Genomic DNA, 12,286 nt, shown 5'->3' on the forward strand with positions numbered 1-12,286 from the left:
GGTATCACGCAACTTCAGCGACGGTATGCGTGCCAAAGCGTTTTTCAATATAGTTTTCGACAATGACCTGGAACTCCCGGGCGATGTTGTCACCGCGCAGAGTCAGCCTTTTTTCGCCATCAATGAACACCGGTGCGGCTGGCGCTTCGCCGGAACCGGGCAAGCTGATACCGATATCGGCATGTTTGCTTTCCCCCGGGCCATTGACGATACAACCCATGACGGCGACCTTGAGTCCTTCCACACCAGGGTACTGTTCACGCCAGACGGGCATCTGCGCGCGAAGGAAATCGTCAATTTGCTTGGCAAGCTCCTGGAACGTGGTGCTGGTCGTCCGCCCGCAACCCGGGCAGGCCGTGACACTGGGCACGAAAGTCCGCAGGCCAAGCGCCTGGAGGATTTCCGAGGCGACAACAACTTCCTGGGTACGAGCCTCGCCTGGCTGAGGCGTCAATGACACCCGGATGGTGTCGCCCACACCCTCTTGCAACAAAATCGACAGCGCCGCCGTAGAAGCGACGGTTCCCTTGGTTGCCATTCCAGCTTCGGTCAGGCCGAGATGGAGCACGTGGTCTGTCCGCTTTGCGAGCTCACGATAGACTGAAATCAGGTCCTGGACGCCGCTGACCTTGCAGGAAAGAATAATCTGGTTGCGGGGCATTCCCATTTCTTCGGCGCGCCGGGCGGAGTCGACCGCCGAGGTAATCAAGGCTTCGTACATGACCTGCCGGGCATCCCACGGAACAGCACGCGCGCTGTTTTCATCCATCAGACTGGCCAGCAACTCTTGGTCAAGGCTGCCCCAATTCACACCGATGCGGACAGGTTTTTTCCAGCGCATGGCCACTTCAATCATCTGGCCGAACTGCCGGTCGCGCTTGTCACCCTTGCCAACGTTGCCAGGGTTGATCCGGTACTTGGACAATGCTTCCGCACAAGCGGGGTAGTCAGTCAGCAGACGGTGTCCGTTGTAGTGGAAGTCACCGATCAACGGGACATCAATGCCCATCCGGTCGAGCTGCTCACGCACATACGGGACCGCCTGCGCCGCTTCTGGAGTATTGACAGTGATACGGACCATCTCGGAGCCCGCCAGCGCCAGCTCTTTGACCTGAATCGCGGTACCGATGGCGTCCACCGTGTCGGTATTGGTCATGGACTGAACGCGCACTGGCGCATCTCCGCCCACAGTCAAAATACGTCCGCCCCACGACACCTGCGCCTGGAGGGACCGGCGCGCTTTGGGAAATGCAGAATCGATTGGAAGACAGCCCGTCAGCATTTATTTCACCTCAAACCGGGCAACATTGTCACGGGCCACGCTGCCCAGGTCAAAAGCCTGTCCACGTATCTGTACCTGGGTGACGTCGGCTTTTCCCACCACGGCAGCCAGCGGCAATGCGCCTGACACGCCCGCCACTTCCCCGGCTGCCAGGGTGCGACGCAGCACAACGGTCCCCTTGGCATCAGTCACCTCCACCCAGGAAGCACCCTTGGCGCGGAAAACCACAATGCCCGATGGCGCAGCCGACGATGCTGGTGATGCGGCCGGCGTTACGGCACTGCCTGATACCGACGCCGGTGCAGGTTGAATCGCAGGAAGGGCTGAACCCGGTAGCGAGGCGGTTGGGGGGGAACTGGGCGGCGAGCCGGACGTCACGACGGAACCGGTGCCCGAAGTATTTTCATTAGTTTGCGGTGTGGGAAAGGCTGCCGGGGCGTCGTTTACCGGCCCCGCGCCAGTGATGGCCACGGCCGCGGGCAGCGGTTTGACAGCCTCGGCCCCGCCAGCCTGATCGCCGTCACCTTTTGCGGTATCCGGTTTAAGAACAGGCAGAAAAATCAACACCAAAGCGCCAAGCAGCAACGCCAGGACTGCGACCACCGCCGGCTTGGAAAGATGGGTCCACTTGGTAGGCCGCGGACCTTCGCCCGGCGAACGGAACGGCGTATTGATGCCCGCCTTGTGATAAGTCAGCTTTGGAGCGGTGGTTTGAGGCAGGCGCTCCAGCACAGGAGCGGCATCGAGCTTCAGGCTGCGGCATACGCTGGACGCCAGCGCACGAACAAAAACGGCATCCGGCAGCAACTCAAAACGATCCTGCTCCAACGCTTCGAGTTTTTTCACCGGAACCTTGAGAGAGACCGCGAGGGCAGCAATATGCATGCCCGCCGCCTCTCTTGCCTGGCGAAGCAGCGCACCGGCCGTGGGTTCGGGAGCGGTGTTGTGCTCAGAAGCAGACGCGTCCGTCGCCGACTCAGCAGCCATCGCCATATCAGCGTCACTCATTGAACGCCCCTTTGTCATAGGCCGCGGCTTCCTTCGACTGCGCGAAACGTTTTTTGAGCTGATCGCCAAGCTGCCGCACCGAGTCGCGGTTATTCAATTTGCGCTCAATTTTGATACCGAGCCAAAGTGTTTCTGCATTCGCCAAATCGCTGTTATTCAAGCGCCGAATGTAAAACTGGGCGCGCGTCAAATCACCGCGCTCATACAAAATACTTGCCAGGTTGTACCCAATGATAGGGTTGCCGGCATCCAGCTCGTAGGCCTGCGTCAAACTTTGCTCCGCTTCAGCACGCTGACCTGCACGCAGCTGGCAAATCCCCTGCGTCATCAAAGTTTTGGCTCTGCCAGCGTAGGTTGGGTTGGCGATTGCTTGAGCAAACCAGCGAAGCGAATCAGTGTATTTGGCTTGCTGACACAAGAGCCAGCCGTAGTTATGCGCTACGCCAGCGTCGCGCGGGTTCAATGCAAGTGCGCGGCGGAAACTGTCTTCCGCCAAAGGAATATCGTTTAGCCTCATATAAGCAAGCCCACGCAAGTTGTAGGCATCTGCAAAAGTGGGATCAATTACGAGTGCCTGCTTGATTTCATCAAGCGCCACATTGATCTGCCCCTGCTCGAAATAGCCTGTGGCCAACTCAAGGCGCAGCCTCGCACGCCGACGCTGATCGGGTTCGTCGGATTCGGTGACGATGTCATTGCGGTTACCCGCAGCTCCCGAAGCGCCGGTGTGATTGGCACATCCGGTCAGTAGCACAGCCAGCAGGCATGCCGGCATCCAGATCATATTGGCGAGAAATCTCATGTACCCATCCCTTTGGCCACAACGACCTTGATTCCCCCGAGCATACCTTGCCGCTGTGCCGCCATACGCTGATCTACCCCCGTACGATCCTGCACGTCACCGGCCAGTTGCCCACAAGCCGCATCAATGTCGTCCCCGCGTGTTTTCCTGACGGTCGTGACAATTCCCGCGTCCATCAGGATCTTCGCAAATGCTGCCACCTGCGGCATATCGGAGCGCTTCAAACCGGACGCCGGAAACGGGTTGAACGGAATCAGGTTGAACTTGCACGAGAGGCCATGTGCCGCGTGCCCCTGAACCAGTGCGACGAGTTGCCGCGCGTGCCCAGGCTGGTCGTTCACGCCGTCGAGCATGCAATACTCAAATGTGATGAAATCCCGGGGCGCTGACGACTGGTAGCGGGTACAAGCCTCCAGCAGCTCAGCTATGGGATATTTTTTATTCAGCGGCACAAGGTTGTCGCGCAGCCCATCTTCAGGCGCATGCAGCGACACCGCCAAAGCGACGGGGCAATCGGCGGCCAACCGGTCAATCATCGGTACCACGCCTGACGTCGACACGGTTACCCGTCGGCGCGAGAGGCCGTAACCATGGTCATCCAGCATGACCCTGAGCGCAGGCAACAACTGTGAATAGTTCTGCAAGGGCTCGCCCATGCCCATCATGACCACATTGGAAATTACCCGTTCGTCCCTGCCCAGGTGCTGGCGCAGAAAATGCTCAGCGAACCACAATTGGGAAATGATCTCCCCCGTAGTCAGATTACGGCTGAAGCCCTGGTGGCCTGTGGAGCAAAACCGGCAGCCCACGGCACACCCTGCCTGAGAGGAAATGCACAGTGTTCCACGGTCGGTTTCCGGAATAAAGACGGTCTCGATGACATCGCCCGCCCCGACATCAAATAGCCATTTGATGGTTCCGTCGGTGGAGTCGTGGCGAGAAAGCACCTTGAGACCCGCGACGTGAGCAGACCCTGCGAGTTTGTCGCGCAAGGACTTCGCCAAGTCCGTCATTTGCGCGAAGTCGGCAATCCCTTTTTGGTGAATCCAGCGAAAAAGCTGCGTGGCCCGAAAACGCTTTTCGCCAAGCTGCCCGCAGAAGGCCGCCAAACCATCCAGATCGTAGTCAAGAAGGTTGGCAGTCATGGCGGTGGGCAGCCAACTGACCCGCCCCACGCAAGCGGCAGCCCTCGAAATGGGCAGCGGAGCATGGGGAGAGGCATATTTAACGCGAGTAAACGTTCATGCCGGGAAAGAAGAATGCAATTTCCGCTTTGGCCGTTTCGGCGGCATCGGAACCATGCACGGCATTGGCGTCAATGCTGTCAGCGAAATCGGCGCGGATGGTGCCGGCAGCAGCTTTCTTCGGGTCGGTAGCGCCCATCAGGTCGCGATTTTTCAGAATGGCGCCTTCACCTTCCAGTGCCTGGATCATGACGGGACCGGAAATCATGAAGGAAACGAGATCCTTGAAGAAAGGACGTTCTTTATGCACAGCGTAAAAAGCCTCCGCCTCGCCTTGCGACAGATGAGCCATCTTGGCGGCCACAACCTTCAGGCCGGCAGCTTCAAAACGCGCATAGATTTGCCCGATGACATTTTTTGCCACTGCGTCGGGTTTGATGATGGAGAGGGTGCGTTCGATTGCCATGAGATTTTCCTTAACTTTGGATTTTTTGGAGTTTTAAATTATTCAAAAATTCGAATAAAGCCCATGATTTTAACCTGTGGGTGGCTTCATTCAAATCAACCTTGCAGGTTGAAGTGACTCTGCAACAGTCAGCGATTCCCACCGCGGTTTCCACCGCCACGATTCCCGCCACCCCTGTTTCCCCCACCGCTGGTACCACCACGGCGCGGCCCGCCTGTCCCGTTTCCACCCATGCCGTTGCCGCCGCCGCGACGTTGCTGCCCTTGGCCTTGTCCCTGACCCTGTCGTTGCCGGGTAAAGGTGTCCGCGCCGATATACCCGAATGACGTCTTCATCGGGTCAGGCTGGGCGCCTCCGGGAGGCTTGTCTCCTCGGTCATCACGCCGCTTTTGACCTTGCGCACTGCCGCCTTGCGGCTGGCCCGCCCGGTAACCACCAGTGTTGCCGCCCTGGTTTCGCGCCTTGCCGCCACGGCGCCGGTTGCCGCGCGGCGCCGAATCATTGAGATTGAGTGGTGGCTGCAGTTCATGCGGGTCATGCTCGTCCCCCACACTGCCTTGTGGGGTCCCTGAAAATGGCGCACTGTTAGGTGCAGGGGGCCGTGTCCGTCCACCACGCGACCGTTCATTTCTGCGCGGCCCCCGTCCGGGTTGTTCGGTACCCTCCCCGCTCGCACCAACCGCCGGCTGGTCACCAGCCGCCGCATGGGAAGAGGCACGAGATTCAGAGCGCGTCAAGGCGCTGGTCAGCGCCCAAATATCGCGATCATCAAGTTCAACAAAAGCACCCCGCTTGAGGCCCCTGGGAAGAACCATAGCCCCATAACGAATCCGGATGAGACGGCTGACGGCATGGCCTACCGCCTCAAACATACGCCTCACTTCGCGGTTTCGCCCCTCGGAAATGGTGACTTTGTACCAACAGTTGGCACCTTCGCCTCCGCCGGCCTCAATCGAACCGAACTGGGCCACGCCGTCGTCCAGGCTAACCCCTTCCAACAGGCGTTTTTTCTCCTCGTTGTTCAGGGCTCCAAGCACCCGAACGGCATACTCACGTTCCAGACCGAAGCGTGGATGCATCAACTTGTTGGCCAACTCACCTGAGCTGGTCAGCAACAACAGGCCTTCGGTATTCAGGTCCAGCCGCCCCACGGATTGCCACTTTCCCTGAAACAGCTTGGGCAGCCGCCGAAACACAGTCGGGCGATTCTGCGGATCATCATGCGTGACGACCTCTCCGGTCGGCTTGTGATAGGCAATCACCCGCGGTGGCGGGGGGTCGATGCGTACCCGGATCGGCTTGCCGTTGATCTTGACCGTGTCACCAAACTGGATGCGCTGCCCAATGTGCGCAGGCTCGGCATTGACCGAAATGCGTCCCTCCAAAATCAGCTGTTCCATCTCGAGCCGCGAACCCAAACCCGCCTGTGCAAGCACCTTGTGCAGCTTGGGTGTTTCGGGCTGAGGCGCCAACACCCGTTTAGGCAGGGTCAACGCGACATCTTCTTCGTCGGCATCGAATTGCCCGGTCACCACATCCTCAAAGCGGATAGCATCCGGCGAGGGAGCGTTACGACCGCGTGGAGGACGAGTCTCCGGGGCACGATCCGTCTGGGTCTCGGCGGATTCAGGTGGGACTGACGCACCCGGCATATCTGGCGCGGCGTTTTTCTGTCTTAAAGACTCATCGCGAGGCTCACGGGGCGTATCCGCAGATTCAGGCACAGAAGGGTCTGGTTGGGTCATTTTTTACATTCGTGCAGGATCATCGCCCACGTGCTCGTTTTGCTCGACAGGCTCTGTGTCACCGTCGCTGGCGGGTGCCAGTGCGTCCTGAGTCGGCAACCCCAACGATTCGGGCATTGCAGACTCTTGGATAGCCTCAGAAGCGGGATCCGTCGAGGAGGATTCAGGTACTGCCACATCAACATCATCGACTTCAACCTTGGCCGCCAATTCAGAGATACCGAATTCGATCTGCTCGAGCATCGGGAGCTGATTCGGGCTGGCGTCCATCACCGGAAGCTGGTCCAGCGACTCAACGCCGAGATCATCCAGAAACTGTCGGGTGGTCGCATACAGCGCCGGGCGACCGACGGTCTCCCGATGGCCGATCACCTCGACCCAACCGCGATCTTCGAGCTGCTTGAGGATCATGCTGTTGATCGTGACCCCCCGGATGTCTTCCATGTCTCCGCGGGTTACAGGCTGGCGATAGGCAATGATGGCCAAGGTTTCCAGCGTGGCACGGCTATAGCGCGGCGGCTTCTCGGGATGCAGCCGATCCAGATACTCACGCATCTGGGGCCTGCTTTGAAAACGCCACCCGGTCGCGACATGAACGAGTTCCACGCCACGGCCCGACCAGTCATTTTGCAGCTCCTCAAGCACCAGCTTGAGGCTGTCTGCAGTCAATACCCCGTTAAACAGGACGCCCATTTCACGCAGGGGTAACGGTTGCTGCGCGCAAATGAGTGCTGTTTCGAGGACGCGTTTTGCATCCGTCGTATTCATGGTTGTGCTCGTTCCGAAAATAAGCGGAAAAAAAGGCCGGGAAAACGTGGGTCGGCGCTTGTTGCGCAAGGCACCCGATACGCAACTCCTGATCAGGGCGCCATGGTGCAGGTAGCTGAAAACTACTGGTTTTGATTGTATATCAGGCCTAAACCGGCAATAGCCGCCTGAATGTCCGCGGGAGGGTCCGACCTGAAAGCCAGGGCCTCGCCCGTAAAAGGGTGTTTGAACGCCAGCCGGCAGGCATGCAGCGCCTGCCTGCCAAGACCCGCTGCGGGTGCTCCCCCATACAACGCGTCCGATACCAGCGGATGGCCGATGGAGGCCATGTGCACCCGGATCTGGTGCGTGCGACCGGTGTGCAACTTGCAACGGACAAGGCAATGCTTGCCGACGGTTTGCAGCAGCGAGACCATGGTGGAAGCGGTTTTCCCGGCGTTTCTCTCCAGGTCCACCACCGCCATGCGCAGTCGATTGCGTGGATCCCGTCCAATGGCGGTATCGACCTGCCGGGCTTTCGCACCCTGCCACGCGCCATGTGCCAGCGCCACATATTCGCGGCTCACGTCGCGGGCGGCGATCAGACCCACCAGCTGGTCCATCACCGACCGCTGGCGAGCAACCACCATCAGTCCACTGGTGTCCTTGTCAAGACGGTGGACGATGCCGGCGCGCGGCAACAAAACCGCCCGTGGATCATGCGCCAGCAAGCCGTTCAACAAAGTTCCATGCCAATTTCCGGGCGCCGGATGCACTACCAGCCCAGCGGGCTTGTTAATCACCATCAGGTAAGCATCCTCGAACACGATTTCCAGCGCCATGGCCTCTGGTTTGAACGCCTGGCTTTGCGGCGTCGGACGCAGCTCAATCGCCAGCGCATCGCCCGCTTTGACCTTTGCGGACGCCTTGGTGACTGTCACGCCCCCGATGCTTACCATGCCCGAGTCAATCAATTGCTGAAGGTATGTCCGGGAGAACTCGGGCACAATGACAGCCAGCGCACGGTCCAGGCGACTGCCATGGTTGTCGGCCGGAACCGCTACCTGACGCAGCTCCATTTCGACAGTCGCATCTCCCTCCTCCAGCGCCTCGTCTGGTACGTCCTCAGGCGCAGCAGCGCCCGATATAATCAATTTGCTTTGTTCTGAATCAGTCATCAAGAAGGTCGATTGCAATGTTTTCCACCAAATTATCGGTTGTTCCCAATGCAATGCCGCTTTTTGCAGCCGTTTGCGCCTTGTCTTTCGTGATCGCGGGATGCTCCAGCACCCCTGCGCCAGACAAAACCGCGACATGGAGTCCCAACAAGATTTACGCGGAAGCCAAGGACGAGGCCAGCGGCGGGGCATATGACAAGGCAATTCCGTTGTATGAAAAGCTGGAAGGCCGCGCGGCGGGCACTCCTCTTGCGCAGCAAGCACAACTTGAAAAGGCCTATGCCCAGTACAAGGGCGGCGAACAAGCCCAAGCCATCGCGACGCTGGACCGGTTCATCAGGTTGCACCCTGCCAGCCCTGCTCTGGACTATGCCCTGTACCTCAAAGGTCTCGTGAATTTCAACGACAACCTCGGCATTTTTGGTTTTATCTCGCGCCAGGACTTATCCGAGAGAGACCAGAAAGCGGCCAAAGAGTGCTTCGAATCGTTCAGGGAACTTGTGACCCGTTTTCCGGACTCCAAGTATTCGCCCGATGCCCGCCTGCGGATGAGCTATATCGTGAATTCACTGGCGCAGTCCGAGGTGCATGTCGCTCGGTATTACTACTCTCGTGGTGCATACGTGGCGGCCATCAACCGCGCACAAAGCGCGATTTCCGACTACCGCGATGTCCCCGCGCTTGAGGAGGCGACCTTTATTCTCTACAAGTCTTACGATGCATTGGGCATGGTCGAATTGCGCGATGACACCCGCCGTATCCTCGAAAAGAGCTACCCGCAAAGCGAGTACCTCACCAAGGGCTTCAAGTCTGCAGACAATCCTTGGTACAAGTTCTGGTAAGGGCGTCCAGCCTGTCCAGCAGCTCCTGTTCGGATGTCAGGCGTAGCATTGGCGGCAATGCCTTTAGCAAACGTTTGCCGTAACCCATCGCGCCCAGGCGGCTGTCGCAGACGACCAGCACGCCTTCGTCACTTTCCCGGCGTATCAGCCGTCCAGCCCCCTGCTTGAGGGCCACCGCGGCTTCGGGCAGAAAATAATCGTTAAAAGCACTGCGTCCTTGCGACTCCAGGAGCTTTGAACGTGCTTCGGCCAGCGGGTCGTTCGGAGGAGGAAAAGGCAGCTTGTCAATAATGACCAGTTGAAGCGCATCACCGGGAACATCAATGCCTTCCCAGAACGACGCTGACGCCACCAACACGCAGCCTTTGCCGCCGGCACTGCTGCCTTCACGGAAGCGCTCAATCAGTACGCGCTTGGGCATGGCCCCTTGAACCAGCACCTCCATGTCCGGCGAATCCATGAACGCTTCCCTGAGCGCATCACCAATGGTTCGCAAGGCTCGCAGTGTGGTTGTCAAAACCATGGTGCGGCCCCCAAGGCGTCTTGACCATCGGGCGGCTGCCTCAGCAACTTTGGGGGTATGAGCGGGGTCTCCAGGTTTAGGAAACGAGGCAGGCACGTACAGTGCCGCTTGCCGCCCATAGTCAAAAGGGCTTCCGACCCGCAACACCTTGGCCTCTTCAAGCCCGCAGGGCTGCGTAAACCAGCTGAGCTTGTCGTCATCGCCCAACGTGGCCGAGGTGAATATCCAGGACTTCACCGCGCCCCCCGCATCGCCCAGTACCTTGCTTTTCACAGCCTTCGAGATGTTCAGCGGCGACTCGACCAATCGGAGCTGGACGCCCACGTCCGCCCAACGCACACAGCCCGGTTCGCAGTCATGTACAAATCGTTCAGCGCGTTCCACCAACGCAACAGCGCGCTCCTGAAGTCGGACAAAATCGGGCGCTATTTCACTGACGGTATCCAACGCCTCACACGCCAGCTTGCAGGATGCGTGAACACCCTCCAGCGCGGCGCCCCATTCAGCGGCATCCAGACCCTCAGGGGTGTCGCCAACCCATCGTAGTTTGGTTCCCGGGTATTGCTTTCCTGCGCACAACCGCATCTCGCGGGCCGCATGCTCGACGGCGGAAACCACTTCTTGCCAATCCACCAGCCCTCGGGCCAATTGCAAGCCAGCGGCCAGCATATCCCGCGCGAAATCAAGAAGCTGTCCGGTGGTCAGATGGGTACCCAAAAACTGGATGCCGGTCTCATTGAGCTGATGCGCTTCGTCAAATATGGCAATCCGCACCGAAGGCAGTAACTCGGCCACACCGGATTCACGAACGGCCAGGTCGGCGAAGAAGAGATGGTGGTTGATCACGACCACATCCGCCGCCATCGCTTCGCGGCGTGCAAGATTCACATGACAGGCCCGAAAACGTGGACAGGTGGCGCCCAGGCAGTTCTCTCGGGTTGACGTGACGAGCGGAATCATGGGAGAGCGTTCGTCGAGTCCCGGAAGCTCGGCGAGGTCTCCGGTGCGTGTGACTCCGGACCATGTTTCGATTTTGGCCAGGGCGCGCAAAGAAGCGCCGTCGGGCAGGTGCGCCTCCTGCCGTGCCATTTCCATGCGATGCAGGCACAGGTAACTGGCCCGCCCTTTGAGCAAGGCCGTGCTGACTGGAAGGCCAAGCGCTTCGACAAGACGCGGCAAATCCCGCCCAAAAAGTTGGTCCTGCAGGGCCTTTGTCGCCGTAGACAACAGAACCCGCTCGCCGCTGAGCAATGCCGGAACCAGGTAGGAAAAGGTCTTCCCTACGCCAGTGCTGGCTTCAACCACGAGAGGGTATGCGCCCTCTATGGCACGCGCAACGGCCAGCGCCATTTCGGTTTGCCCGCTGCGCGGTACGAAATGCTCGGCGGCGCGCGACAAAACACCGCCTGCCGCAAAAGCCTCTTCCACTTCAATCGCAAGGGTCATCAGGCGGGCTCGGGCGGGTCCAGTGACAACTCGAGCTGTGCGATCTGGTCACGAAGCTGCAGGCGCCGCTTTTTGAGGCGCCTGAGCAACAATTCATCGATGGGGAAAGCGTGCGCAGTCATGTCCACCAGCGCATTGAGGTCGGCGTGCTCCATCTTGAGTTCAATCAGCTGGCGTTCCGGGGAATGTAAATTTAAGTCCAAGGTTTTGTATCCGTACGCGCTGCTTCGCTTGATAATACGTCGATTGCGACCATAAATCGAGCTTCGCGCTCGAACGACCACACAATGTCCAAAGGTTATCGACTCACAGCGTCTACCGGTATCCACAAAGGTGATCGGGACTACCAGCAAGATCAGGTCAATCTATTCAGCCACTCGCGCATTCCCGGCTGCATGCTTGCCATCGTGGCTGACGGCATGGGAGGCCGCAGCGGCGGCCGCAAAGCTTCCGATCAGGTCATGATGACGGCAAAGCAGCTTTTTGAGCGCTATGACCCTGAAACGGATGACGCGCCTGCAATGCTCAAGCAGATCATTGAAGAAGCGCACATCGTCATCAAGCTGACCGCGATCTCGGCCGAGCAGGAGCCTCACAGCACCTTGGCGGCGTTCTTGATTAACCCGGGCGGCGACTGTCACTGGGTGCATACGGGCGACTCCCGCATTTACCACTACCAGGGCAGCAAGCTTGTGCACAGAACGGTTGACCATTCGTATGTGCAGACCCTGGTCGACAAAGGCGAGATTACCGAAGAAGAAGCCAATGTTCATCCGCAGTCAAACATTCTGATGGGCTGTCTGGGCACGGAAGACGCACCGCCAATTACCCACCATTTCATCCCGCAGTTGCGCCCTGAAGATATTCTGCTGGCCTGCAGCGACGGGGTCTGGCATTACTTCAGCACCAGCGAAATGGGGTCGGCCCTTTCCATGCTGTCGCCGCGCGAGGCCACTGAATTCCTGATTCAAAAAGCCAGATCCCGCGCACGAGGCGGCGGTGACAACCTTTCGTTGGCAATCGTCAAACTCGAACCATTGGCTTAAGCGCCCACACCGCCCGC

At 59.0% G+C, this 12,286-nt stretch carries 12 protein-coding genes; 2 read left to right on the forward strand and 10 right to left on the reverse strand.

The window, feature by feature from the left end:
• Positions 1–4: 4 nt before the first annotated feature.
• From ispG to ABI546_RS02390, 8 genes are all read right to left on the reverse strand, one after another.
• Entirely contained in the window at positions 5–1,282 is a 1,278-nt protein-coding gene (ispG, locus tag ABI546_RS02355; protein WP_348043720.1) for a flavodoxin-dependent (E)-4-hydroxy-3-methylbut-2-enyl-diphosphate synthase, read from the reverse strand.
• Positions 1,283–2,290, reverse strand: coding sequence for a RodZ domain-containing protein (locus ABI546_RS02360; protein ID WP_348043722.1), 1,008 nt, complete (start codon positions 2,288–2,290; stop codon positions 1,283–1,285).
• Positions 2,283–3,092 (reverse strand): type IV pilus biogenesis/stability protein PilW, encoded by an 810-nt coding sequence (pilW, locus tag ABI546_RS02365; protein ID WP_348043724.1) that lies wholly within the window; start codon positions 3,090–3,092, stop codon positions 2,283–2,285. Before pilW ends, ABI546_RS02360 begins: the two co-directional genes overlap by 8 nt.
• Positions 3,089–4,237, reverse strand: a complete 1,149-nt coding sequence (gene rlmN / locus ABI546_RS02370) for a 23S rRNA (adenine(2503)-C(2))-methyltransferase RlmN (RefSeq protein WP_348043726.1) — start codon at positions 4,235–4,237, stop codon at positions 3,089–3,091. The genes pilW and rlmN overlap by 4 nt, the downstream gene beginning before the upstream one ends.
• Positions 4,238–4,316: 79 nt before the next feature.
• A complete protein-coding gene (gene ndk, locus ABI546_RS02375; protein WP_348043728.1) occupies positions 4,317–4,742 on the reverse strand; it encodes a nucleoside-diphosphate kinase in 426 nt (141 codons plus the stop codon).
• Between the two features lie 128 nt (positions 4,743–4,870).
• On the reverse strand, positions 4,871–6,487 hold the full coding sequence (locus ABI546_RS02380) for a pseudouridine synthase (protein ID WP_348043730.1): 1,617 nt from the start codon (positions 6,485–6,487) through the stop codon (positions 4,871–4,873).
• A gap of 3 nt (positions 6,488–6,490) precedes the next feature.
• Complete coding sequence (gene scpB / locus ABI546_RS02385) at positions 6,491–7,255, reverse strand: SMC-Scp complex subunit ScpB (protein ID WP_348043732.1); 765 nt, start codon at positions 7,253–7,255, stop codon at positions 6,491–6,493.
• 122 nt (positions 7,256–7,377) lie between these two features.
• Complete coding sequence (locus ABI546_RS02390; protein ID WP_348043734.1) at positions 7,378–8,412, reverse strand: RluA family pseudouridine synthase; 1,035 nt, start codon at positions 8,410–8,412, stop codon at positions 7,378–7,380.
• 17 nt (positions 8,413–8,429) lie between these two features.
• Between ABI546_RS02390 and ABI546_RS02395 the strand changes: the two genes are divergently transcribed.
• Positions 8,430–9,254, forward strand: coding sequence for an outer membrane protein assembly factor BamD (locus ABI546_RS02395; protein WP_348043736.1), 825 nt, complete (start codon positions 8,430–8,432; stop codon positions 9,252–9,254).
• Here ABI546_RS02395 and ABI546_RS02400 read toward each other — a convergent pair.
• Complete coding sequence (locus tag ABI546_RS02400) at positions 9,217–11,223, reverse strand: ATP-dependent DNA helicase (protein ID WP_348043738.1); 2,007 nt, start codon at positions 11,221–11,223, stop codon at positions 9,217–9,219. The two genes, ABI546_RS02395 and ABI546_RS02400, sit on opposite strands and share 38 nt — an antisense overlap.
• Positions 11,223–11,426, reverse strand: coding sequence for a DUF465 domain-containing protein (locus ABI546_RS02405; protein ID WP_348043740.1), 204 nt, complete (start codon positions 11,424–11,426; stop codon positions 11,223–11,225). Before ABI546_RS02405 ends, ABI546_RS02400 begins: the two co-directional genes overlap by 1 nt.
• 84 nt (positions 11,427–11,510) lie before the next feature.
• Between ABI546_RS02405 and ABI546_RS02410 the strand changes: the two genes are divergently transcribed.
• Positions 11,511–12,269 carry a protein phosphatase 2C domain-containing protein gene (locus ABI546_RS02410; protein ID WP_348043742.1) on the forward strand — a complete coding sequence of 253 codons (759 nt, stop codon included), beginning with the start codon at positions 11,511–11,513 and terminating at the stop codon, positions 12,267–12,269.
• The last annotated feature ends 17 nt before the right edge of the window (positions 12,270–12,286 follow it).

Source organism: Polaromonas sp. (assembly GCF_039932935.1).
In the GTDB taxonomy this organism is placed as follows: Bacteria; Pseudomonadota; Gammaproteobacteria; order Burkholderiales; family Burkholderiaceae_C; genus Polaromonas.

Excerpts from the sequence above, each read along its gene's own strand:
- ABI546_RS02400 (WP_348043738.1), bottom strand. The coding sequence starts at position 11,223 with ATGACCCTTGCGATTGAAGTGGAAGAGGCTTTTGCGGCAGGCGGTGTT.
- ABI546_RS02390 (WP_348043734.1), bottom strand. The coding sequence starts at position 8,412 with ATGACTGATTCAGAACAAAGCAAATTGATTATATCGGGCGCTGCTGCG.
- ABI546_RS02395 (WP_348043736.1), top strand. The coding sequence starts at position 8,430 with ATGTTTTCCACCAAATTATCGGTTGTTCCCAATGCAATGCCGCTTTTT.
- ispG (WP_348043720.1), bottom strand. The coding sequence starts at position 1,282 with ATGCTGACGGGCTGTCTTCCAATCGATTCTGCATTTCCCAAAGCGCGC.
- rlmN (WP_348043726.1), bottom strand. The coding sequence starts at position 4,237 with ATGACTGCCAACCTTCTTGACTACGATCTGGATGGTTTGGCGGCCTTC.
- pilW (WP_348043724.1), bottom strand. The coding sequence starts at position 3,092 with ATGAGATTTCTCGCCAATATGATCTGGATGCCGGCATGCCTGCTGGCT.
- scpB (WP_348043732.1), bottom strand. The coding sequence starts at position 7,255 with ATGAATACGACGGATGCAAAACGCGTCCTCGAAACAGCACTCATTTGC.
- ABI546_RS02380 (WP_348043730.1), bottom strand. The coding sequence starts at position 6,487 with ATGACCCAACCAGACCCTTCTGTGCCTGAATCTGCGGATACGCCCCGT.
- ABI546_RS02360 (WP_348043722.1), bottom strand. The coding sequence starts at position 2,290 with ATGAGTGACGCTGATATGGCGATGGCTGCTGAGTCGGCGACGGACGCG.
- ndk (WP_348043728.1), bottom strand. The coding sequence starts at position 4,742 with ATGGCAATCGAACGCACCCTCTCCATCATCAAACCCGACGCAGTGGCA.
- ABI546_RS02410 (WP_348043742.1), top strand. The coding sequence starts at position 11,511 with ATGTCCAAAGGTTATCGACTCACAGCGTCTACCGGTATCCACAAAGGT.